Source organism: Devosia oryzisoli (genome assembly GCF_014837245.1).
GTDB lineage: Bacteria > Pseudomonadota > Alphaproteobacteria > Rhizobiales > Devosiaceae > Devosia > Devosia oryzisoli.
Genome location: NZ_JACYFU010000001.1, coordinates 167422 through 188715 on the forward strand (window position 1 = coordinate 167422; position 21294 = coordinate 188715).

The window sequence follows — 21294 nt, forward strand, 5'->3', positions numbered from 1 at the left end:
CCGGTTGCGGCTTTGCAATCATCGGTAAGTGACGATATAAGGGCCCGCATCTCCAACCCGTGCAACAAGGTGTTCGCAATGTCGGAAGAATACGTGCCGCCCACAGTCTGGACCTGGGACAAGGAAAACGGGGGCGCGTTTGCGAGCACGAACCGGCCCGTCGCCGGCGCGACGCATGAGCACACGCTACCGCGCGGCACGCACCCGTTCCAGCTTTATTCGCTGGCGACGCCCAACGGGCAGAAGGTGACGATCATGCTCGAGGAGCTGCTGGCGGCCGGGCACGACGCGGAATACGACGCGTATCTCATCAATATCGGCAAGGGCGACCAGTTCGGCTCCGACTTCGTCTCGATCAATCCGAACTCCAAGATTCCCGCCATGATGGACTATGGTCCGGCGGAGCCGATCCGCCTGTTCGAAAGCGGCTCGATCCTCGTCTATCTTGCCGACAAATTCGATGCCTTCCTGCCCAAGGACGTGGCCAAGCGGGCCGAGGCGATGAACTGGCTGTTCTGGCAGATGGGCAGCGCGCCGTTCCTCGGCGGCGGCTTCGGGCATTTTTATGCCTATGCGCCGATCAAGATCGAATACGCCATCAACCGCTATGCGATGGAGGCCAAGCGGCAGATGGACGTGCTGGACCGGCAACTGGCCGAGCGCGAGTATATCGCGGGCGACGACTATACCATCGCCGACATGGCCATCTTCCCCTGGTATGGCGGGATGGCGCTGGGTCGGGCCTATAATGCGGCCGAGTTCCTCGATGTGACGAGCTACAAGAACCTGCTGCGCTGGGCACAGCAGGTGGATGCGCGCGAGCCGGTCAAGCGCGGGCGCTGCGTCAACGCGGCCAATGGGCCGGAGGATGAGCACCTGGCCGAGCGGCATTCGGCGGCCGATATCGACAAGGTGCTGGCGGTGCGCAAGGCGCGCGGCACGGTGTAGGGCCTAGGGTCCGGGCTCCAGGCACCCCACCCTCGGTCCCTCCCCGTCGAGGGGAGGGAGGCGATGGGGCGGGCATTGCGTTTAGCCTCCACCAGAAGGGGCTGTCGAAATGGCGGCGGCTCGTTCGTCGTCAAGGAAACGAGGAGGACGCGATGCGGTATGTGGCGCTGGTTTATATCACCCCGGGGGCGATGGACGGGATGAGCGCGGACGACTTCCGAAAGTTGGACGACGCCACCATTGCCCATGACCACAAACTGCGCGCTAGCGGGCACCTGCTGTTCGCCTCGCCGCTGGCCGAGCCGTCGAGCGGCCGCACGCTGCGGACGGAGGATGGCGTGGTCGTCTCCACCGACGGACCCTTTGCGGAAAGCAAGGAAGTGGTTGCCGGGTTCCTGCTGCTCGAAGGGGAAAGCCTTGATGAGCTGACGCCGCTATTTGCGGACGACCCTATTCTCCAGTACGGGCGCATGGATATTCGGCCGGTGGTGGTGCACCAGCACAGCGAAACGGGGCAGAAGCGCCCGGAGCCGAAGTTCGCCTGAGCGAGGGGAGCGCCCGGCGATCAGTTGTTGATCGAGAAGATGCCCCACTGCGTCTGGTCGCAAGCGTCGTCGAGGCAGATATTGGTGATCCAGATGGCGCCGTCGCCGATGCCGACGCCCTCATCGGTCACGATGAGGTCGGCGACGTCCTGGGTGCGCAGTGCGTCGAGTGTTTCAGGCGAGACCAGCGCGTCGAAATTGTCGCTGAGGTCCTGCTCCTCCAGCACATCATAGGTTTCGCCATTGGCGTTCACCACCAGCGGGTAGAGCCCATAGTGCGCGATTTCCGTCGGGTCGCCCAGCATCACCGCGTCCTGCATTGCGCCGAACACGTCAAAGAAGCCCTCTGCATTGCCGTGGATGGTCTCGATCCGGTTCATCACGTCCTCTTCCGACTGGGCGAAGGCGGGCAGGGCCGAGCAGGCGAAGGCGAGCAGGACGGGCGCGAGGCGCATGGAATGAACTCCGGTGGTGGCGGAGGGTAGCGCGCGGCTTCGTGATCGGTCAATTCGGCGCATGCGTAAGGCTTATCGACCGAATTGACGCGCTGTTAAGCCTGCGCGCCGCACTATGCCGACGCATCGATGGGCATGGTCCCTCGCTGCAAGTTTGCGTTTGTGTACGAGTGTGCCCCCCATGCGTCTCATTGTCGGTATCGTCATTGTTGTCGGCTGTGTCATCGGCGGATATCTCGGCGTGGGCGGGCATCTTTACGTGCTTTGGCAGCCGTTCGAGTTCCTGATCATCCTGGGCGCTGCCCTCGGCGCTTTCGTCATCGGCAATACCGGCCCGGTGCTGAAATCCATTCCGAGCATGTTCGGCACGCTGTTCAAGGGGCCCAAATACAACAAGGCTGCCTATGTGGAATTGCTGGGCCTGCAGTACTCGATGTTCAAGCTGGTGCAGCAGAAGGGGATTCTCGGTATCGAGCCGCATATCGAGGACCCGCAAAACTCCAGCCTTTTCAATGCCTTTCCCACGTTTGCCAAGAACCACCATGCGGTGGAGTTCGTGTGCGACTACATGCGCATGGTGACCATGGGGTCCAACAACGTCCACGAGATGGAAGCGTTGATGGACGAGGAACTGGAAACGCACCACCAGGAGCAGGAGCGGGTGGTGAGTGCAGTGCAGGCATTGGCCGATGGCACGCCGGCGCTGGGCATCGTGGCCGCCGTGCTCGGCGTGATCCACACCATGGGCGCCATCGCCGAACCGCCCGAAGTGCTGGGGCACATGATCGGCGGCGCGCTGGTGGGGACGTTCTTCGGCGTGTTCGTGGCCTATGGGTTCTTTTCGCCCTTCGCCCAGTCGCTCAAGAACATCTACGAGGCGGAATCGAAATACTTCCTGTCGCTCAAGGTGGGCCTGCTCGCCCATATCGGCGGGCAGCCCCCGGTCATGGCCATCGAGTTCGCGCGCAAGGCGCTGATGAGCGAAGTGCGGCCGACCTTCAACGAGGTGGAAGCGGCCACCGCCGCCCTGCCGGCCACGGCCTGACCCTATTCCCAAGACGCGAGTGAGCCAGAATGGCGAACTACGACCAGCCCATCATCATCAAGAAGGTCAAGAAGGCCCGCCATGCGCACCATGGTGGCGCCTGGAAGATCGCCTATGCGGACTTCGTGACCGCCATGATGGCGTTCTTCCTGCTGCTCTGGCTCATCAGCATGACGACGCCGGAGCAGAAGGAAGGGCTGGCCGACTATTTCGCGCCCGCCGCGGTCAGCCTCGCAACCAGTGGCGCCGGTGGCGTCATGGGCGGCAATGCCATGGACAATTCGGGCAACCAGATGTCGGGTTCGTCCGCCGATATCGTCGAGCCCGCTCCGGCCTCGCCGCAGAGCGCGGAGACGGGAACGGTCGACCAGCAGATCGGCGGGCCGGCGCGGGAGCAGGGCAGCGAGCGCGTGGCCAGCAGCGACAGCGAATACAACCTCAAGTCGATCGACACCGAGAAATTCCACAGCGCGGCCGCGAGCATCAAGCAGGCCTGGCAGTCCCTGCCGGAAGTCACGCCTTACCAGGACAATCTGCTGATCGAGGAAACCGAGGAGGGGCTCGACATCGAGATCACCGACCAGCAGGGTCGGCCGATGTTCCCCGAAGGCTCGAAATATCCGATGGAACAGACGCGCGCGGCCATTGCGGCCATCGCGCCGATCCTGCAGCAGCTCAATGCCCAGATCACCATTTCGGGGCACACGGCGGCGGGCGGGCGCTACGACAATCCGCGCTACGGACCGTGGGAGCTTTCCGCCGATCGCGCCAATGTGGTGCGCTCGATCCTGGGCGAGTTCGGGCTGGGCGAGGACCGCATCCAATCGGTGCAAGGGCGGGCGACCGATGACCCGTTCTTCCCCAACGACCCGTACATGGCGGCCAATGAGCGGGTCCGAATAACCGTGCTGCACGCGCCGCCGCCGGTGCCGGATAATCTCAAGCCCTAGCCAGCCACGGAACGCGGCGCCCGAGGTCGCGTTGCCCTTTCCGGAAGGTTCAACTGGAAAGCGTCATGTTACAGCTGCTCATCATTCTTATCATCGTGGCCGTGGTTGCCGGGGCCATGGGCTTTACCGGCATCTCGGCAGGCGCCGCGACGGCCGCCAAGATCATCTTCTTCATCATGCTGATCGGCATCGTCATCCTGCTGGTGCTGGCGATGATGGGACTTGCCATCATCTTCTAGTCGAGCAGCAGCTTGAAGCCTGCGTCGCGTTTCCGAATGGCTGATCGGTCATATCGGGCTCTTGGGGGCGACAAGGCGTGCAACGCCGAGCACGGCGAGTGCAATGAGGGCAGGGAGAAGGGCGACGGACGAACCGGCGGCGAGGAGCGCGCCGGTCCCGGCCCACATGATGGATGAGAACGCTTCGGACAGCGTCGCGGCACGGGAGGCGACCTGACGCCGCCGGAACATTGACCGGCGGGCGGTGACGCGAAACCAGAGCTGGATGGCGGTCGCCGCGGCGGCGGACAACCCGGCACAGAGCCCGGTGACCAGCGCCATGCGCAGATCGGCGAGGCCGATGAAGACAAGGATGGGGGCGAGGACGATGGCGATGATGACCAGCACCGCCTCGACCTTGGCGCGCAGCACCGTTCCGCGGGGCAGAGGGGCGGTGGCCACCAGATCGTGGGCATCCTCGCCGGAAATGGCGAGCCAGGCGAGGCCGCCAGCCAGTTGCCCGCAGGCCATGACCAGCACCGGAACCACCACGATGAAGGCGCCGCTGCCCGCGCCGTAGTTGACCCAGATCAGCAGGGCTGGCGGCACGAGATAGAGGATCTGCATCAACGTCTGTGACAGGAGCCAGGGATCGCGCTGGAGAAGGCGCCATTCCTTGCGGCGCAGGGCCTGGTGCTGGGTTGTGGGCCGGAACGCGGCGCGGGAGCGACGGCGCTGGCCGCGGATGTGGCTGAGCCCGGTGGCCGCGGTGGCGAGGCGCCCATAGCTGGGGGCTGTCAGCGCGATGACACCGGCGAGGATGGCAAGACCAGTTGCTGCGACCAGGGTCGCGGCTGGAAAGTCGCCCATTGCGGCATGGGCGGGGAGCCAGACAAGGCTCGACGGCTCGGGCGCGGCAGCGATGACGTCTTCGGACTGGAAGACGGAAAGCCGCGAAAACCCTTCGTGCGAGAGGATGGCGACGGCCTGGATGCCGATGATGAACCCGGCGCCGATGATGGCGGCGATGATCTGGGCGATGAAGCGGGTTTGCCGGGGCCCGACGAGGCGGAAGAGCAGCAGGGTGACCGCCAGCGCGATGGCGACGGACAGCGCCGCGAGGCCGGCCAGGACAAGATAGGCCCCGAGCCAGGCGGGACCGGCGATGATGGCGAGCACCGTGACGAGCGGGCTGATGAGCAGGGCTCCGAGCACCCAGGTGGTGATGGCGACGGCGGCGGCCCGTACCGCGAAGATGCGCTGCGGCGAGGTCGGGGAGGAGAGGATGAGATCAAGATCGGCGCGGGCGTAGTAGACCCGCGTCACCGATTCAAGGGCCTGCGAAAGCGTCACCGCCCAGAACAGGAGGCCCATGCCGGAGACGAGCACGAGGGTCTGTTTGTCGGCGACCATGCCCCCCAGTTGCCAGGGGCGGATGGTGTACCAGGCGATGAGATGGAGCAGCGCATAGACGAGCAGTCCGCCGATTGCGAAGCCCCAGAGGCGCCCCTTGCGTCCGCGGGTGAGCATGGCTGCGAAGTCGCGCCAGGCGAGGAGCAGTTCGTGGCGGGCGAACCAGGGCAGGGTGCCGGCGGCAAGGGTCACGGCGCTGCGCCCTGCTGGGAGACGAGATCGAGAAAGATTTCCTCGAGCGTGGTTTCACGGCCGATGCGCTGACGCAGTTCGGCCAGCGTTCCCTCGGCCACGAGGCGGCCGCCGGCGATGACGCCGATGCGCTGGGCCATGCGTTCGGCGACTTCGAGAATGTGGGTGGTCATGATGACGGTGACGCCGGAGCGCACCTTGTCGAGCAGCACGTCCTTGACCTGGCGGGCGGAGCCGGCGTCGAGGCCGGTCAGTGGCTCGTCGAGGATGATGAGCTGCGGGTCATGGACGAGGGCGCCGGCCAAGGCCACCTTTTGCAGCATGCCCTTGGAGAAGCCGCCGCACAGTTCGTTGGCATGCGGGCGCAGGCCCAGCCAGTCGATGAGTTCATTGGCCACCGCGGCAGCGCGGCGCGGCTCGACCTGCCAGAGCCCGGCGACGAAATCGAGGTACTCGAGCGGCGTGAGGCGGTCGTAGACCATGGGTTCGTCCGACACCCATGCCGTGACCTGCTTGGCGGCGACGGGATCGGCGAGGGCGTCGATGCCGAAGATGGAGATCGCGCCAGCGTCGGGTTTCAGCAGGCCCGCCACCATGCGCAGGATCGTCGTCTTGCCGGCGCCGTTGGGGCCGAGCAGGGCGTAGAACTCGCCGCGCGCGATGGTCAGGTCGATGTTTTCGACGACGGGACGATCAAAGGCCTTGGTGAGCCCGCGCAGGGCTAGGGCGGGACTGGACACGGCAGGCTCCTGCAGAAATGCCGGAAGCCTAGGCTCCCGGCATTGCCGTGACGTTTAGGGGTGGGGTTAAGAGAGGGTTACTATGCCGCCAACCTCAGGCGACGGTCAGCTTGACGTCGACATTGTTGCGGGTGGCGTTGGAGTAGGGGCAAATCTGATGGGCTTTCTGCACCAGGTCTTCGGCCTGCGCCCGGTCCAGCCCCGGGATAGTGACCTTGAGTTCGACTGCGATGGCGAAACCGGCGCCATTGGCGTTTTCGCCGAAGGAGACGGCGGCATCGATGGTGGTGTCGTCCGGCACCTTCACCTTTTCGCCACGGGCAACGGCCTTCAGCGCGCCCAGGAAGCAGGCGGAGTAGCCGGCCGCGAAGAGCTGCTCGGGATTGGTGCCCGGACCGTCATTGCCGCCCATGGCCTTCGGCGTGTCGAGGGTGACTTCGAGACGGCCATCGTCGGTCTTGCTGGTGCCGGTGCGGCCGCCGGTGGTGTGGGCGTGGGCGGTGTAGACTGCAGACTTGATGCTCATGGTGTTCTCCGTCGTTGGTTCGGTTTATATAGCGCACGATTTAATTGTACGCAATGCAATTTTCCATGGTAGAATGTCGGCTAGAGGTGATGAATGGCGCAGGACTGGATGCCGACGATCGACAAGATGCTGTGCTTTGCGGTCTATTCCGCGAGCCACGCCTTCACGCGCTTCTACAAGCCGCGGCTGGATGCGCTGGACCTCACCTATCCGCAATATCTGGCCTTTCTCGTGCTGTGGGAGAAGGACAACCTGACGGTCAAGGCGCTGGGGGAGAAACTGTTCCTCGATTCGGGGACCATCACGCCCCTCATCAAGCGGCTCGAGGGGCGTGGTCTCGTGACGCGACACCGGGACGATGAGGATGAGCGGCAGGTTCGCCTTCGCCTGACCGATGCCGGACGGGCGCTGGAGAAGCAGGCGATGGCGATCCCTCTGGCGGTGATCGAAGGCACCGGATTGGGTCTCAACGAGGAGCATGCGCTGAGGGCGCAATTGCGGATGTTGCGCGATCGGCTGGACGCCGCGCTGCCGGAGTGAGGCCGTCTATTGCAGCCCGACGGGGTCGACGATCCCGCCGCGACAGCCGCGCTGGCCGGGCTGGGCGGCCTTGAGCCAGGACGTCAGGTCAGCCGGCTGCGCCATGTCACCAGCAAGCGCGATGGTGAGTTCGGTGATGATGGTGCGGCGGCCATCGGCTTCGCAGCCGATTTCGACGCGCTCACCGGCACCGGGGCCGAAGCTGCGATCGAAGGCGGAGCGGATCTGGTGGGCGCTCAACTCGCCGCCGGCGCTGTTGGCGAAGAGGGCAGCGACGCCGGAGGCATTGAGGTCCTCCATCAGCGCCAGCGCATCCCGGTAGTAGGCGTCGGCATCGGTGCCGTAGCAGGTGCCGTGCTTGATCCATTCGTAGCGGTCGAGGCCCGAACGAGTGCCGGGCATGACCCGCTCGAGGTCGCGTGCCGTGTCGCGTGCCAGATCGAGCCGCGGCAGGTCGCGCCAGCGCCCGTCTTCGGCGGCCCAGCGATCAGCGTCGGAGACCTCGCAATAGGTGTTGCCGATCGGCTGCGGCCAGAGGCCGTGGAGGGAGAAGGCCCTGGCGGAAACATCGCCCGCGCGTTGGTTGCGGCATTCGCTCTTGCGCGGCGCGGTCTCGCAGAAGGCCGGCTGCCAGTTGACGGCGAGGACGTATTGCCTTGGTGCGGGCCGCGGCTGCCGGGCGATGGGCGTGGGCCAGCGGCCGAAGGTTTCCGAGCGGGTGCCGCACCCGATTTCCACCCAGCGCCGCTCCGGATCGACTCCGGGAATGACGATCCAGAAATGGGTCGGGCGGGCGGTGTTGCCGGCCAGAAGCTCGTATCCGGTGCCCGGCTCGGTGCGGACGTCGCCGGGATTGGTGCCGCGGCGCATGGACTGGAGGGCGGGGCAGGCTTTCGTTGCCGTGAAGGTGCCGGTGAGGGGAACTTCGCCCTGGGCCGGGAGGCAGAGCAGGGCGAGGGCGAGCAGGATCAACAGGCGGCGCATGGCATCTCTTTTCTCAGAACCATGACGCCCGTTGAGCGGTGATGCAACACCCCCTCGATGGCGGGAGGGGGGCAAGGGTCGGAGGCTGGGGGCTCTCGTACCCCCTCCCGGCCTCCCCCTGAAAGGGGGAGGGGTGGTTTGGTGCCAGGCGGCTACAGGGCGATGCGGTAGATGCCGAAGCCGTCTTCGTTGGTGTCGCCGGTGGGCTCGATATCGATGGCCGTGACGTCCGCGACATGTTCGGCCGCCTTGGGGCCGGTGGCGAAGAGCACGGTGGTGTCGCCGATCGGGGCGAGGGACCAGTTGCTGTCAGCCTTGGGATCGATCGTGCCCTGGTCGACGATGTAGCGGATGATGATGTCGCGGTTGGTATCGGGACCCTTGAAGACGATGACGTCGGGACCGATGCCCGGGAAGTTGCCACCGCCGCCGGCGCGGTAGTTGTTGGAGGCGACGACGAACTTCTGTTCCGGATCGATCGCCTTGCCGTCATACATCAGGTCGACGATGCGGTTGGCGTCCGGGTTGAGCGTTTCCTTGCCGTCGGCCGAATATCTCGAGGGCTGGGTGACGTCGATCTTGTAGGTAACGCCGTCGATCACGTCGAAATTGTAGGACGGGAACGTCATGTCGATGAGTTCGGCGTCGGTGGCGCCCTTCTCGACCTGGTTGAAGATGCCGGCCGAGCGTTCGAGCCAGTTCTTCACGTCCGCGCCGGTGATGACGACGGCCTGGATGGTGTTGGGGTAGAGGTAAAGGTCCGCCACGTTCTTGATGGCGACGGGGCCGACGGGGACGTCGGTGTAGTAGTCCGGCCCCCCGCGGCCGCCGGCCTTGAACGGGGCTGCTGCCGAAAGGATCGGCAGGCTTTCCCACTCGGTGCCCTTCATCATCTGCGCGATGTACCAGGTCTGGGCCTGGCTCACGATCTGGACGGACGGATCGTCGGCAACGAGCGCGAAATAGGAGTGCAGCGGGGCCGCGGTTTCACCGACCGGGCGGCGCACATAGTCGATGGTTTGCTGGTGGTCTTCCTCGGCGGCGTCGATGACCTCCGCCTCGTCTTCAACCAGCGGCTGCACCTTGCCCTCGACCCGCTCGTAGATCGGGCGCGCTTCGGAGGTGTGGGACACGATGGACCATTTGCCGTCCGCGTCCTGCTCGAGCAGGAGGTCGACAAGGCCCATATGGCTGCCCCAGAAGCCGGGCATGACGGCGGGCTTGCCGGCCAGCGTGCCCTTTTCGAGGTCGACGCCCTCGATGCCGGCGAAATCTTCCGAGTTGGGGAAGACCAGATGCTGGTGACCCGTGAGCACCACATCGAGGCCATCCACGGCGGCCAGTTGCAGGGCGGCGTTTTCGGCACCCGGACCCTGATCGGCGGCGATGCCGGAATGGCAGAGGGCAACGACAATGTCCGCGCCTTCCTCCTTCATCCGGGGGATGTAGGCCTGGGCTGTCTCGACGATGTCACGCGTATTGACCTTGCCTTCGAGGTTGCTCGCATCCCAGGTCATGATCTGCGGCGGCAGGAAGCCGATGATGCCGACCTTGATCGTGCGCGAGCCGCCATTGCCATCGGTCAGCTCTTTTTCGACGATCATGTAGGGGTCGATATAGGTGTCGTCGCTGAGCGGATCGGCGGCCAGTTCACCGCGCACCAGATTGGCGGAGACGAACGGGAAGGTGGCGCCGGCGCGGGCCTTGTCGAGAAACTCGAGGCCGTAGTTGAATTCATGGTTGCCGAAGGTGCTCGCCTCGTAGCCCAGGGTGTTCATGGCGGCGATGATGGGGTGGACGTTGTCGTCGAGGCCCTTCTCGTAGGCGATGTAGTCGCCCATCGGATTGCCCTGGATGATGTCGCCATTGTCGACCAGCATGGAATTGCCCGCTTCCGCGCGAATCGCCTCGATGATCGAGGCCGTGCGCGCCAGACCCATGGTGTCGTTGGGGGCATCGGCGAAGTAGTCGTAGGGGAAGACCGCGACGTGCAGGTCCGTGGTCTGGAGGAGGCGCAGATGCGCCTGGTTGGATTGGGCGCTGACCGCGAAGGGGTGCAGCACGGCCATGGCGCCCACGCTGGCGGAACCTGCCAGGAAGGTGCGCCGCGAAATCCGGGGAAGGAAATTCATCGATGGTCTCCGTTGATTGCCCTGCCACCGGGGGCCGCGCTCCCGGCGTTGCCGGCTTTGCCGCCGGTTCGTGGCGCTCGCGCGGCGGCGCAAGCGGGCTCGCTCATGCCCTGTTGCGATGACGCTGGCATGACGGCGCGACGGAGACGCTATGCAGTTTTGACCAGATGGTCAATTTAAGACAGTTGGGCCAGAGCCGTCAGCCCTGGACCAGCTGCGGATCGACCAGCGCCCCTTTGTGGCCGATGACGATGCCGGCGGTCCGATGGGCGGCTTCGAGGGCCTCGCGCAGGGACTTGCCCTGCAGCCGTGCGGCCAAATAGGCGCCGTTGAAGCTGTCGCCGGCGCCGGTGGCGTCGACCACCTTGGCACCGGGCGGGGGCGCCATGCGGATCCGTTCGGACGCCGTGGCGGCCAGCGCCTCCTTGCTGCCGTCCTTGACCACCACCTCCTCGACGCCCAGTTCGAGGTAGCGATCGGCCGTGTCATCGATGGAGGTGTCGCCGAACAGCGGGGCCTCGTCGGTGTGGGTGGGCAGGACAATGTCGCAGAGGCTGGCAGCGGCGGTCAGGACGCCGGCCATGACGCGGGGGCTCGACCAGAGGGCTGGCCGCAGATTGGTGTCGAAGGCGATCCTGGCGCCGTTGTCGCGCGCCTTGACGATGGCGCCGAGCAGGCGGCCACGGGCGCGGGGGGCCAGGATGGCGAGGGTGATGCCGGAAAAATAGACGAGTTCGGCGCCCTCGACGGCTGTTGCCAGCGCGGCCTTGTCGTCGGCCAGGAGCTTGGCGGCAGAGGTGTCGCGCCAGTAGGTGAAGTGCCGGTCGCCGTGTTCCTGGTGAATGAGGTAGAGGCCGGGGCGGCGGTTGGGAATGGTCTGGATGTGACCGGTGCCGATCTGGTGCTGCGCAAGGAAGGTGCGGATATCGCCCGAGTAGCGATCCTCGCCAAGGGCCGTGGCGTAGTCGACCGACCAGTCGGCGCCGAGAAGGGCGCGCAAATACCAGGCAGTGTTGAGCGTGTCGCCGGCGTAGCCGAGGCGATAGGTGCGGTCTTCGCCGCCGCTCATCTCGACCATGCATTCTCCGATGGAGACGATCCGTCCTGCCACGCTGCTCTCCCTGTGTCGCTTGCGGCCACTATGCTGACGGCGGGCTCTTTCGCCAAGCCGTGATGGTGGATATAGCGGAGCCGCTAGCAGCCATGCAACTTCCATACAAGTTCGGAAGGCCCTATGGTGCGCGCAAATCGATCGCCGGAGTTTTTCATGACGCGCCTCAGCACGAGCACACTCGCCACCCTCACCGATGCGGTCACCGTGCCGGGATACGACCGCGGGCAGGTGACACCCGGCATCGTCCATCTCGGCATCGGGGCGTTTCATCGTGCGCATATGGCGGTCTATGTGGATGACCTGCTGAGCCAGGATCCTCATTGGGGAATCGTGGGCGCGAGCCTGCGCCGCCCCGATACGAAGGAAGCGCTGGAGCCGCAGGATGGGCTCTACACCATTGCGGTGCGCGATGCGGCGGGCACGCATCCGCGCGTCATCGGGTCGATCCTCAAGGTGATGGACGCCAATACCGAGCGCGACGCGCTGCTGGCGCTGATGGCCGACCCGGCGATCCGCATCGTGTCGCTGACGGTGACCGAGAAAGGGTACTGCCACGATCCGGCAACGGGCGAACTGGACGAGAAGCATCCCGATATCGCGCATGACCTTGCCAACCCGAACGCGCCCCGATCGGCGCCCGGGATACTGGTGGAAGCGCTGGCCCGGCGGCGGGCGGCAGGCATCGCGCCGTTCACCGTGATGAGCTGCGACAACCTGCCGAGCAACGGCGAGACGGCCAAGCGGATCGTGTCGCGCTTCGCAGCGCTGCGCGATGCAGGCCTCGGCGCCTGGGTGGAGGACGTGGCGTTTCCCTCGACCATGGTGGATCGCATCGTGCCCTCGACCACCGACGCCGACCGGGACGAGGTGGCCCGGCTGATCGGGGCGGAGGATGCCTGGCCGATCATGACCGAGCCGTTCACGCAGTGGGTGATCGAGGATCATTTCCCGGCCGGCCGACCGGCGTTCGAGCGGGCGGGGGCGCAGCTGGTGGAGGACGTCGAGCCGTTCGAGCTGATGAAGCTGCGCATGCTCAATGGCTCGCACTCGACCATGGCCTATGCCGGGTATCTGGGGGGCTATCAGTATATTTCCGACGTCATGGGGGACGAGGCCTATGTTCGGCTGATCCACGGGCTGATGACCGAGGAGGTGATGCCGACGCTCGACATGCCGGGCACCGACCTTGGCGCCTATCGCGACGAACTGCTGGAGCGGTTCCGTAATCCGGCGCTCAAGCACCGGACCTGGCAGATCGCCATGGACGGGACGCAAAAGCTGCCCCAGCGACTGCTCGGCACCATCCGCGACCGGCTGGCCAGGGGGCAGGGAATCGAGCGGCTGGCGCTCGGGGTGGCGGCGTGGATGCGCTACGTTACCGGCGTCGACGAAAAGGGCGAGGACATCGACGTGCGCGATCCGCTGGCGCTGCGGATGCACGCCATCGCGGCCGATGCGGGTGATGACGCGGAAGCGCTGTTCGAGGGTCTGGTCGGCCTCAGCGGCGTGTTCGGGACAGATCTGCCGGACAATGCCGCCTTCCGCACGGCCGTTGTCGGGCATCTCGAAAGCCTGTTCGACCGTGGCGCGCGGGAGACGGTTGCATCGCTGACGCGCTGAAGACGGAACCGGCGCTCGGGCTCAAGACTTGTTGCTGTCGGCGGTGGGTAACCGGGTTGTGAGGCAAAGACGATGAAGTGGCGCGGGCGCGCAGGCAGCAGCAATATCGAGGATCGGCGTGGAGCCCGTGGCGGCATGGGCGGTTTCGGCACCGGGGGCGGTGGCTTGGGCCGCGGCGGGTTCCGCATTCCCACCGGCGGCCGGACGGCCCGGGGCGGCATGGGTAGCGTCATCGGCATCATCGTGGTGCTGGGGATCATCTGGTTCATCACGGGGCAGAACCCGCTCGACATGCTGGCGGGCAATTCCGGCTCCAGCGCCCCGAGCACGCAGTCGAGCTATCTTCCTGCCGATGGCAGCGAGGACGAGCTGCGCAATTTCGTGGGCGTGGTGGTCAAGGAGACCGAGGATCTCTGGAACCAGCAGTTCTCGGCGATCGGGGAGACTTACGCCGAGCCTCAGGTGGTGCTGTTCACCGGGCAGACGCAATCGGGATGCGGCGTGGCGGATGCGCGGACGGGTCCGTTCTATTGCCCCGAGGACCAGCAGGTCTATATCGACCTGGGCTTTTACGACCAGTTGCGGACGCAGTTCGGTGCGCCAGGGGATTTCGCGCAGGCCTATGTGCTGGCCCATGAAATCGGCCACCATGTGCAGAACGTGCTGGGCGTGCTGCCCGAGTTCAATCGCGCCCGGCAGAGCATGAGCCAGGAACAGGCCAACGCCTATTCGGTGCGGGTGGAACTGCAGGCCGACTGCTATGCCGGGGTGTGGGCGAACTTTGCCGGTCAGGAAGACCTGCTCGAAAATGGCGATATCGAAGAAGCCATCAACGCGGCAGACCAGATCGGCGACGACACGCTGCAAAAGCGCATGCAGGGCTATGCCGTGCCCAAGACCTTCAACCACGGCACGTCGGAACAGCGGAAGACCTGGTTCGAGACGGGCTATCGCTCGGGCGATCCGGGCAGTTGCGACACCTTCTCCGGCACCGTCTAGCACGATGGGAACGCCCGCAACGATGTGAAGTTGCGGGCGTTGCTGCACCAAGAGGGAGGGCGCAATGCAAGCCAATCTGGCCAGGATCAGCTACGAGTTTTTCGCCGACGACGGGCATTTTCCGAACAGCACCCTGCCCGTCGTGATCTATGGCCAGGCGGTGGCCGAGCCGTCGCCGGAGGCGATGGAGGCTCTATTCGATGCCAATGACTGGCCGAGCGCCTGGCGCTATGGCGTTTATGACTACCATCATTTCCATTCCACGGCGCACGAGGTGCTGGGCGTGGCGCGGGGTTCGGCCAGCCTGCATCTGGGCGGGCCGGAGGGCCGGATCTACGACGTGAGGGCCGGCGACGTGATCCTCCTGCCGGCAGGCACCGGGCACAAGAATATGGGGTCGAGCCCGGACTTCCTGGTGGTTGGGGCCTACCCGCCCGGAACAAGCGCCGACATGCTGTATGGCAAGGCGGGGGAGCGGCCCGGCGCAGACGAGCGCATCGCCAAGGTGCCGCTGCCCAAGACGGACCCGGTGGGCGGGCAGGGTGGCCCCGTGCTCGAGAAGTGGGGGTAGCGTCGGAGGGCGCGACGGCCTAAGCAGGGCGGCATTCCGCTCCCCGTTAGGCCCATGATCCCCAAACGCCTGCATTTCACCTGGAAGACCACTGCGCTGCCTCGCCCGATGCAGGCCTATTATGACGCCTGGCGCCGCCTGCATCCGGGTTGGGATGTGCGGCTCTGGACCGACGACAGCATGCGGACGTTCGTCGCGGAAGCGTATCCGGATTTTCTGCCCGTCTACGACGGCTATCCCAAGATGATCCAGCGGGCGGACGCATTCCGCTATCTGGTGCTCGGCAGGCTCGGGGGAATCTATGCCGACCTCGATGTCGAGCCGCGTCAGCCGGTGGATGGGCTGCTGAACTACGAGGCGTTTCTGGGGATCGAGCCGCTCGAGCATATCTTCCCCGACCGGCATCATCAGGGTGTGCCGTTTCTCCTCACCAACGCCTTCATGGGATCGGTCCCGGAGCATCGGCTGTGGCGGGATATCGTCGCGCTGCTGCCCGAACTGGTGCGGCAGGAGACGTTCTATTCGACGGGGCCATCCATGGTCACGGCGGCGGTGTTGCGCATGGACCGCGAGGATCGCCCAACGCTGCTGGCCCCCGAGACGTGGTCGCCGCTGCGCTCGAACGGGCTGCGGACGCACCGCAACGATGAAGCCATTGCCCTATTGGAGCCGGTCGGCACGATCGCCGAGGAGCGGGCGACATTGGTGTCGCATAAGTGGATGACGACCTGGGTGCCCTGGCACAAGCGCGCCAACCGGTTTGCCGGCGTGCTGCAATTGCCGACGCAGGCCAAGTGGGCGCTGCGGCAGGCGCGGCACCGTAGGCTGGCGCAGACCACCATTCCCGATCCGAGGCAGCTCTATACCGACCAGAACTTCAAGGCGTCGCGATTGCGCCCGACTATCGAGGTGGCGGTGCTGCTTGGGGACCGGGCGCTGCGTCCCGAGCTCGAAGAGGCTCTGGCGGGACTGGACTATCCGCGCGAGAAGCTGCGGCTGGTTTGTTATGGTGCCCCAGAGGGCAGGGCAGCGGCGGATGGTGCTGGCTACGCTTCGGTCGAGTTTCGAGACGCACCTTCTTCCTGGAACGAGATGGCGAATCTGGCGCTGGCTTCGATGAATGGCGGGTCGGAGCACCTGCTGCTGGTGGATGGGTCGGTGCGGGCCATCCCAAGGGATGCCTTGCAGACCATGCTGGGCGCGGGGCGGCCGGTCGTGGCGGCCAATGCGCTGGATGCCAAAGGCGAACCGGCCGATGACGAGCTGTTCCGGTACGACAAGGGCGCGCCGTTCAAGGTGCTCTACAAGGATGGGGCACTGGACGGGCGCGTGCGGCGCGACCCGCAGTTCCGCACGACGCTCGAGGCGCAGAAGGCGTTTCGGGTGCTGCCGGTCGATGGCGTGGGGGAAAGCTTTGTCCTGGTGGCGCGCCAGGTGGCCGAGGCGGGGGTGCGGTTTTCCGATACGCCATACAAGCTGCACGTGGGCGCGGAGGCTTTTGCCATCATGGCCCGGGACAAGGGCTTTGAGGCGTGCGGACTCACTAATCTGCGGGTGATCGTGGAGCGCTGAGCTATCCCCGGACGGTCAGGGCAGCGCTTGGGGGTGCTGGGCGTTGATTGGGGAACAGCCGCAAGGAGGTTCTGATGAACATGGCCAGTAGCACCGGACCCGCGCAGCCCGATCATGTCGAGCGACCCGAACCGGGTGCGCGCGAGGCGCGGGAGAAAGACAAGGAGCGCGAACATGGGAAGCCGGACAGGGACCAGGATATGCCCGGCGCCGATGGGCCGAGCCAGGCCAAGGCGACGGACGACACCTACGATTGATCCGTGAAACGAAATCGGCGGCTCCAGAGCCGCCGCTTTTTTTAGTCAGGCGTCGGCGTTGGCAGCCGCCGGATGCTCGGGGCGCTTTTCGAGGCCCTTCTGCTCGCGCACCAGATTGAGGAAGCGCGTGAAGAGGTAGTGGCTGTCCTGCGGGCCGGGGCTGGCTTCGGGATGGTACTGCACGGAAAAAATCGGCTTGCCCTCGACCGCCAGGCCGGCGTTGGAGCCGTCGAAGAGCGAGACGTGGGTCTGCTTGACGCCGGCGGGGAGGCTATCGGCATCGACGGCAAAGCCATGATTCATCGAGGTGATCTCGACCTTGCCCGTCGTCAGGTCCTTGACCGGGTGGTTGGCGCCGTGGTGGCCCTGGTGCATCTTGGAGGTCTTGCCGCCCAGGGCCAGGCCCATCAGCTGGTGCCCCAGGCAGATGCCGAACATCGGCTTGCCGGTCTCCATCAGCTTCTGGATGGTGGGGACGGCGTATTTGCCCGTCGCGGCCGGATCACCAGGGCCGTTGGAGAGGAAAATGGCGTCGGGCTGGTGGGCCATGACATCGGCAGCCGTGGCGGTGGCCGGCAACACAGTCACCTTGGCGCCCTGGTCGGACAGGCAGCGCAGGATGTTGCGCTTGGCGCCGTAGTCGATGGCGACGACGTGGAACTGCGGATCGGTGAGCGTGGCGAAACCCTCGCCCCATTTCCAGCTTGTCTGGTCCCAGTGATAGGTCTGGGCGGTGGTGACTTCCTTGGCAAGGTCCAGGCCTTCAAGGCCCGGAAACGCCTTGAGCTCGGCCATGATCGAGCCTTCGTCGAACTGGCCGGTGGGTTCATGGGCGATGACGCCATTGGGCATGCCGTTTTCGCGGATGCGGGCCGTGAGGGCGCGCGTGTCGACGCCGGCGATACCCACGATGTTGCGCTTCTTGAGCCAGGCATCGAGCTTTTCGGCGGCGCGATAGTTCGAGGGATTGGTGATGTCGGCCTTGAGGACCACGCCGCGGACGCCGGAGAGCGCCGCCATGTTCACCGTCTCGATGTCTTCGTCGTTGGCACCCACGTTGCCGATATGGGGGAAGGTAAAGGTGATGATCTGCCCGGCATAGGAGGGGTCGGTCAGGATTTCCTGGTAACCCGTCATCGCCGTGTTGAAGCACACTTCGCCGGCCGCGTGGCCCACGGCGCCGATGCCGTGTCCTTCGAGGCGGGTCCCGTCGGCCAGGATCAACAGGGCGGTCGCGGGGGGGTGCTGCCAGCCGGTCACGGTAAGCCTCCAAAGCTCGATTTCGGTTCAGGTCGCGCGGCATGGACGGGGGCGAAAGCCACCTCGGGATGTTGCGCGCATGTCGGTTGAGGCCTCCTCTTAGAAGGCCAAGCCGGACTGCGCAAGTGGCGCGGCCCTCGTTTCATGCCTATATGGGGGCGACAAAACGCATGGCAAGGACCGCAACGGATGCGCGAACAAATCAGCGAAGGGCTCAAGCAGGCACTCAAGGCACGCGATCAGCGGCGCACCGCGACGTTGCGCTCGATCAACGCGGCCATCAAGGACCGGGACATCGCCAACCGTGGCGACGGCAAGGGTCCGGTGACCAATGAAGAGATCCTGGCGCTGGTGCAAAAGATGGTGAAGCAGCGCGAGGAAAGCTTTGCCATCTACGCGCAGGCGGGACGCGCCGACCTGGCGACCGTCGAGAAGGAAGAAATCGACATTCTCAACGAGTTCCTGCCCAAGCCGCTGACGGAGGCAGAAGTGGAGGCAGCCATCGCCTCGGCCATTTCGACGACGGGTGCCGAGGGGCCCAAGGACATGGGCAAGGTCATCGCCCAGCTCAAGGCGGATTATCCCGGGCGGATCGACTTCGGCAAGGTGAGCGGTCAGGTGCGGGCGAAGCTGAGCGCCTGACGATCAGGCGACGCGCTTGAGGGGAGCGAGGTGAACCTTGTTCCTGCCGCGGCGCTTGGCCTTGTAGAGGGCAGCATCGGCACGGCTGAGGACGGAAGAAAAGGATTCGCCCGGACCGCCTGTGGCGAGCCCCGCACTGACCGTTGCGACACCACCCGCGTTGTTGATGGTGATGGCGAGGTCCGCGAAGGCTGTTCGGATACGCTCGGCGACCGCGCGGGCTTCGTCGCGGTCGAGGCCGGGCAGGATGACGCCGAATTCCTCGCCGCCGAGGCGCGCGATCATGTCCTCAGGCCGAAGCTGCTGCCGCAGGAGATCGGTGAAGCGCTGCAGTACCTCGTCGCCCTTGGCGTGGCCGAGCCGGTCGTTGATCTGCTTGAAGTGGTCCAGGTCGAACATCAGGACCGCCAGGCTGCTGACCGATTGGCCTTCGGGATAGCGCTCGAAGAGGGCGCGGCGGTTCAGGGCGCCGGTCAGGGGATCCGTATTGGCTTCTTCGCGATGACGGAGCGCGGAGCGCGCATGGTGGAGGGTCAGCGTGATGGCGCCGATGCCGGTGAGGCCGACAAGCGACATGATGGAGTTGATGTCCTCCGCCCAGTTGTCGGGCGGCGCGGTCAGCACCCAGCGCTGGTCCACCAGAAGCACCGCGGCGCAGGCGGCAAAGGACACGGCGGTAAGGCCATAGAGCCCGGCATTGACCAGCATGGCGAGCCTTGATTCTTGGCGGCCGAGCGCGAATTCCCGGGCGCAGAGCGACATGATGAGCGCGCTGGTGGCGTTGAGGACGAGCGTGCCGACGCCGGAATAACCCATGAGCAAGGGCACGTCGGTGAGAACGACGCATGCAACGCCGATAGCCAGCGGTAGGCCGATGCCGCTGTCGCGGCGGCGAAAGAGGCGCGATGCGGAGAAGATGAGGGTGAAACCGCCCAGCAGCACACTAAACGGGATCACCTGGTAGAGCAGATCGTAGGCGCCATGGCGAAGCCCCATGACCAGCAGTGCCACGACGACAAGGCCGATACCGCACGCGCCCTGGACGAGATAGGTCTCCTGGCGGTCGCTGAGCCAGCCGATGAGCAGAGCGAGCATGAGCGAGGCGCTCGAGAACGCGATGGCGATCAGTAGTGAGGCCTGGTCCACAACCATGAGCGTCCCTCCCCTCTGGCGGATAGCGCGCCAAAGCGAATGCAGCGTTACCGCGCGAGCACAAACAAAAGGAAATTGTGCGACAGTCTTAATCGCCTATTGCGAGGCAGCGGCCAGCCGGGCTGAGGGCGGAAGAGTCGTGCCCCGCTTTTCCAGGATCAGGGACAGCAGGGCGACGGCGGCCGCGAGGAGCATCGCCACGGTGCCGACATAGCCTAGGTTGCGGTAGCCGACCCCGGCATCGATGAGTGCGCCGCCCAGGCTCGCGGCAATGGCGATGCCGATATTGAAGGCCGAGGGAATAAGGGTCGAGGCGAAGTTCGGGGCATCGGCTGTCCAGGTCAGGATGCGCGACTGGACGGGCGAGCCGAACGAGAAGGCCAGCCCGCCCCAGAGGACGATGGCGAACGACATGACGAGCGGGTAGGGCGCGACCGCGACGATCAGCAGATAGATGAGCGACATACCGAAGAGAATGCCGATCAGCGCGGGCATCAGTTTCCAGTCGGCGAGCTTGCCGCCGACAAACACACCGGCCGTGGAGCCGGCGCCGTAGAGCAGCAGCAGCCAGGGCACCATTTGGGGCGAGAGGCCCGTCACCTCCCGCAGGAGCGGGGAGATGTAGGTGAAGAGGCTGTACTGCCCGATCATGGCGAGGATGGCGATGATCAGCGAAGTGACCACCTGCTGGCGGCCGAGCACGCGCATTTCGCCCATGAAGCTGCCGGCGCTCGCTGCCCCGCCAGCGGCTCGCGGCAGCGCCAATGCCACAAGCAGGGTGGCGAAAAGGCCGATGGCCCCGACGCCCCAGAAGGTGGCGCGCCAGCCCCAGACGGTGCCCAGTGCGGTGCCGAGCGGCACGCCGATGACGTTTGAGATTGTCAGACCCGCCAGGATCAGGGCGACGGCCAGGCCCCTGCGTTCGGGTGGCACGAGGCCGACGGCGACCACCATGGCGATGCCGAAATAGGTGCCGTGAACCGTCGCCACAAGCACCCGCGCGGCGAGCAGGAGCGAGAGATCGGGCGACACGGCGCAGAGCGCCTGCCCGGCCGTGAACACGATACCCAGCCCGATGATCAGCGTCTTGCGTGGCAGCTGTTTGGTCAGGATAGCCAGGAGCGGCCCGCCCAGGGCGATGCCGATAGCATAGGCGGTAATGAGGGTGCCGGCGGTCGGGATGTCCACGCCCAGGCCCTGGGCGACGTCGGGCAAGATACCGGCGATGACAAACTCGGCCGTGCCAAACGCGAAGGCGGCCAGGAACAGGGCAAACAGCGGCAGGCTCATGGGCAATCCGGAGTCGGTTGAGAGAGGTGGTCGTTTCACGGGCGCCCGGCGGAGGCAATCGATAATTTGCCGCGCCGTGATGCAGGGAAACTAAAGCGGGAGGGGGATGACGGCGGGGCAGGAGACGCG

The 21294-nt window shown here is 65.6% G+C and carries 22 protein-coding genes; 12 read left to right on the forward strand and 10 right to left on the reverse strand.

The genetic code is table 11. From position 1 onward, the window contains the following. The first annotated feature begins 78 nt into the window (after positions 1 to 78). Entirely contained in the window at positions 79 to 948 is an 870-nt protein-coding gene (gene yghU / locus IC608_RS00860; protein ID WP_191772147.1) for a glutathione-dependent disulfide-bond oxidoreductase, read from the forward strand. Between the two features lie 152 nt (positions 949 to 1100). Then, complete coding sequence (locus IC608_RS00865) at positions 1101 to 1493, forward strand: YciI family protein (protein ID WP_191772148.1); 393 nt, start codon at positions 1101 to 1103, stop codon at positions 1491 to 1493. Between the two features lie 20 nt (positions 1494 to 1513). Here the strand turns inward: IC608_RS00865 and IC608_RS00870 are convergent, their stop codons facing one another. After that, complete coding sequence (locus tag IC608_RS00870) at positions 1514 to 1948, reverse strand: hypothetical protein (RefSeq protein ID WP_191772149.1); 435 nt, start codon at positions 1946 to 1948, stop codon at positions 1514 to 1516. 181 nt (positions 1949 to 2129) lie between these two features. Between IC608_RS00870 and motA the strand changes: the two genes are divergently transcribed. From motA to IC608_RS00885, 3 genes are all read left to right on the forward strand, one after another. After that, complete coding sequence (gene motA, locus IC608_RS00875) at positions 2130 to 2993, forward strand: flagellar motor stator protein MotA (protein WP_191772150.1); 864 nt, start codon at positions 2130 to 2132, stop codon at positions 2991 to 2993. A 29-nt stretch (positions 2994 to 3022) separates the two neighbouring features. Next, positions 3023 to 3943, forward strand: coding sequence for a flagellar motor protein MotB (locus tag IC608_RS00880; RefSeq protein WP_191772151.1), 921 nt, complete (start codon positions 3023 to 3025; stop codon positions 3941 to 3943). A 65-nt stretch (positions 3944 to 4008) separates the two neighbouring features. Continuing rightward, positions 4009 to 4182 carry a DUF1328 family protein gene (locus IC608_RS00885; RefSeq protein ID WP_191772152.1) on the forward strand — a complete coding sequence of 58 codons (174 nt, stop codon included), beginning with the start codon at positions 4009 to 4011 and terminating at the stop codon, positions 4180 to 4182. A 48-nt stretch (positions 4183 to 4230) separates the two neighbouring features. On the opposite strand, the gene IC608_RS00890 is transcribed toward IC608_RS00885, so the two are convergent. The 3 genes from IC608_RS00890 to IC608_RS00900 form a co-directional block, all read right to left on the reverse strand. Next, positions 4231 to 5766: a permease gene (locus IC608_RS00890; RefSeq protein WP_191772153.1), complete on the reverse strand. Its 1536-nt coding sequence runs from the start codon at positions 5764 to 5766 to the stop codon at positions 4231 to 4233. Continuing rightward, positions 5763 to 6506, reverse strand: a complete 744-nt coding sequence (locus tag IC608_RS00895; protein WP_191772154.1) for an ATP-binding cassette domain-containing protein — start codon at positions 6504 to 6506, stop codon at positions 5763 to 5765. Before IC608_RS00895 ends, IC608_RS00890 begins: the two co-directional genes overlap by 4 nt. Before the next feature lie 94 nt (positions 6507 to 6600). Continuing rightward, positions 6601 to 7032 (reverse strand): organic hydroperoxide resistance protein, encoded by a 432-nt coding sequence (locus IC608_RS00900; protein WP_191772155.1) that lies wholly within the window; start codon positions 7030 to 7032, stop codon positions 6601 to 6603. A gap of 93 nt (positions 7033 to 7125) precedes the next feature. Between IC608_RS00900 and IC608_RS00905 the strand changes: the two genes are divergently transcribed. Continuing rightward, positions 7126 to 7572, forward strand: a complete 447-nt coding sequence (locus tag IC608_RS00905; protein ID WP_191772156.1) for a MarR family winged helix-turn-helix transcriptional regulator — start codon at positions 7126 to 7128, stop codon at positions 7570 to 7572. 6 nt (positions 7573 to 7578) lie between these two features. On the opposite strand, the gene IC608_RS00910 is transcribed toward IC608_RS00905, so the two are convergent. The 3 genes from IC608_RS00910 to IC608_RS00920 all read right to left on the reverse strand — a co-directional run bounded on the left by IC608_RS00910 (position 7579) and on the right by IC608_RS00920 (position 11799). Next, the gene (locus IC608_RS00910; RefSeq protein WP_191772157.1) at positions 7579 to 8556 is read right to left on the reverse strand and encodes a ribonuclease T2 family protein; all 978 of its coding nucleotides are present in this window, start codon (positions 8554 to 8556) and stop codon (positions 7579 to 7581) included. Positions 8557 to 8708: 152 nt separating this feature from the next. Further along, positions 8709 to 10688, reverse strand: a complete 1980-nt coding sequence (locus IC608_RS00915) for a bifunctional 2',3'-cyclic-nucleotide 2'-phosphodiesterase/3'-nucleotidase (protein WP_191772158.1) — start codon at positions 10686 to 10688, stop codon at positions 8709 to 8711. 199 nt (positions 10689 to 10887) lie between these two features. Then, on the reverse strand, positions 10888 to 11799 hold the full coding sequence (locus IC608_RS00920; RefSeq protein ID WP_345890813.1) for a sugar kinase: 912 nt from the start codon (positions 11797 to 11799) through the stop codon (positions 10888 to 10890). A 156-nt stretch (positions 11800 to 11955) separates the two neighbouring features. Between IC608_RS00920 and IC608_RS00925 the strand changes: the two genes are divergently transcribed. The 5 genes from IC608_RS00925 (at position 11956) to IC608_RS00945 (ending at position 16821) form a co-directional block, all read left to right on the forward strand. Further along, the gene (locus IC608_RS00925; protein WP_191772160.1) at positions 11956 to 13422 is read left to right on the forward strand and encodes a mannitol dehydrogenase family protein; all 1467 of its coding nucleotides are present in this window, start codon (positions 11956 to 11958) and stop codon (positions 13420 to 13422) included. Positions 13423 to 13494: 72 nt separating this feature from the next. Beyond that, on the forward strand, positions 13495 to 14421 hold the full coding sequence (gene ypfJ / locus IC608_RS00930; protein WP_191772161.1) for a KPN_02809 family neutral zinc metallopeptidase: 927 nt from the start codon (positions 13495 to 13497) through the stop codon (positions 14419 to 14421). 64 nt (positions 14422 to 14485) lie between these two features. Then, complete coding sequence (locus tag IC608_RS00935; RefSeq protein ID WP_191772162.1) at positions 14486 to 14992, forward strand: AraC family ligand binding domain-containing protein; 507 nt, start codon at positions 14486 to 14488, stop codon at positions 14990 to 14992. Positions 14993 to 15046: 54 nt separating this feature from the next. Next, on the forward strand, positions 15047 to 16564 hold the full coding sequence (locus IC608_RS00940; RefSeq protein ID WP_191772163.1) for a glycosyltransferase family 32 protein: 1518 nt from the start codon (positions 15047 to 15049) through the stop codon (positions 16562 to 16564). Positions 16565 to 16638: 74 nt separating this feature from the next. Continuing rightward, the gene (locus IC608_RS00945) at positions 16639 to 16821 is read left to right on the forward strand and encodes a hypothetical protein (RefSeq protein ID WP_191772164.1); all 183 of its coding nucleotides are present in this window, start codon (positions 16639 to 16641) and stop codon (positions 16819 to 16821) included. Positions 16822 to 16866: 45 nt separating this feature from the next. Here the strand turns inward: IC608_RS00945 and carA are convergent, their stop codons facing one another. Further along, entirely contained in the window at positions 16867 to 18081 is a 1215-nt protein-coding gene (gene carA, locus IC608_RS00950) for a glutamine-hydrolyzing carbamoyl-phosphate synthase small subunit (RefSeq protein WP_191772165.1), read from the reverse strand. A 189-nt stretch (positions 18082 to 18270) separates the two neighbouring features. On the opposite strand from carA, the gene IC608_RS00955 reads away from it, so the two are divergent. Continuing rightward, a complete protein-coding gene (locus tag IC608_RS00955; RefSeq protein WP_191772166.1) occupies positions 18271 to 18723 on the forward strand; it encodes a GatB/YqeY domain-containing protein in 453 nt (150 codons plus the stop codon). Positions 18724 to 18726: 3 nt separating this feature from the next. Here IC608_RS00955 and IC608_RS00960 read toward each other — a convergent pair whose 3' ends face one another. Further along, positions 18727 to 19875, reverse strand: coding sequence for a GGDEF domain-containing protein (locus IC608_RS00960; protein WP_191772167.1), 1149 nt, complete (start codon positions 19873 to 19875; stop codon positions 18727 to 18729). Positions 19876 to 19971: 96 nt separating this feature from the next. Continuing rightward, positions 19972 to 21165 (reverse strand): MFS transporter, encoded by a 1194-nt coding sequence (locus IC608_RS00965; protein WP_191772168.1) that lies wholly within the window; start codon positions 21163 to 21165, stop codon positions 19972 to 19974. Positions 21166 to 21294: the final 129 nt, after the last annotated feature.

Excerpts from the sequence above, each read along its gene's own strand:
- yghU (WP_191772147.1), top strand. The coding sequence starts at position 79 with ATGTCGGAAGAATACGTGCCGCCCACAGTCTGGACCTGGGACAAGGAA.
- IC608_RS00865 (WP_191772148.1), top strand. The coding sequence starts at position 1,101 with ATGCGGTATGTGGCGCTGGTTTATATCACCCCGGGGGCGATGGACGGG.
- IC608_RS00870 (WP_191772149.1), bottom strand. The coding sequence starts at position 1,948 with ATGCGCCTCGCGCCCGTCCTGCTCGCCTTCGCCTGCTCGGCCCTGCCC.
- motA (WP_191772150.1), top strand. The coding sequence starts at position 2,130 with ATGCGTCTCATTGTCGGTATCGTCATTGTTGTCGGCTGTGTCATCGGC.
- IC608_RS00880 (WP_191772151.1), top strand. The coding sequence starts at position 3,023 with ATGGCGAACTACGACCAGCCCATCATCATCAAGAAGGTCAAGAAGGCC.
- IC608_RS00885 (WP_191772152.1), top strand. The coding sequence starts at position 4,009 with ATGTTACAGCTGCTCATCATTCTTATCATCGTGGCCGTGGTTGCCGGG.
- IC608_RS00900 (WP_191772155.1), bottom strand. The coding sequence starts at position 7,032 with ATGAGCATCAAGTCTGCAGTCTACACCGCCCACGCCCACACCACCGGC.
- IC608_RS00905 (WP_191772156.1), top strand. The coding sequence starts at position 7,126 with ATGGCGCAGGACTGGATGCCGACGATCGACAAGATGCTGTGCTTTGCG.
- IC608_RS00910 (WP_191772157.1), bottom strand. The coding sequence starts at position 8,556 with ATGCGCCGCCTGTTGATCCTGCTCGCCCTCGCCCTGCTCTGCCTCCCG.
- IC608_RS00915 (WP_191772158.1), bottom strand. The coding sequence starts at position 10,688 with ATGAATTTCCTTCCCCGGATTTCGCGGCGCACCTTCCTGGCAGGTTCC.
- IC608_RS00925 (WP_191772160.1), top strand. The coding sequence starts at position 11,956 with ATGACGCGCCTCAGCACGAGCACACTCGCCACCCTCACCGATGCGGTC.
- ypfJ (WP_191772161.1), top strand. The coding sequence starts at position 13,495 with ATGAAGTGGCGCGGGCGCGCAGGCAGCAGCAATATCGAGGATCGGCGT.
- IC608_RS00935 (WP_191772162.1), top strand. The coding sequence starts at position 14,486 with ATGCAAGCCAATCTGGCCAGGATCAGCTACGAGTTTTTCGCCGACGAC.
- IC608_RS00940 (WP_191772163.1), top strand. The coding sequence starts at position 15,047 with ATGATCCCCAAACGCCTGCATTTCACCTGGAAGACCACTGCGCTGCCT.
- IC608_RS00945 (WP_191772164.1), top strand. The coding sequence starts at position 16,639 with ATGAACATGGCCAGTAGCACCGGACCCGCGCAGCCCGATCATGTCGAG.
- IC608_RS00955 (WP_191772166.1), top strand. The coding sequence starts at position 18,271 with ATGCGCGAACAAATCAGCGAAGGGCTCAAGCAGGCACTCAAGGCACGC.
- IC608_RS00960 (WP_191772167.1), bottom strand. The coding sequence starts at position 19,875 with ATGGTTGTGGACCAGGCCTCACTACTGATCGCCATCGCGTTCTCGAGC.
- IC608_RS00965 (WP_191772168.1), bottom strand. The coding sequence starts at position 21,165 with ATGAGCCTGCCGCTGTTTGCCCTGTTCCTGGCCGCCTTCGCGTTTGGC.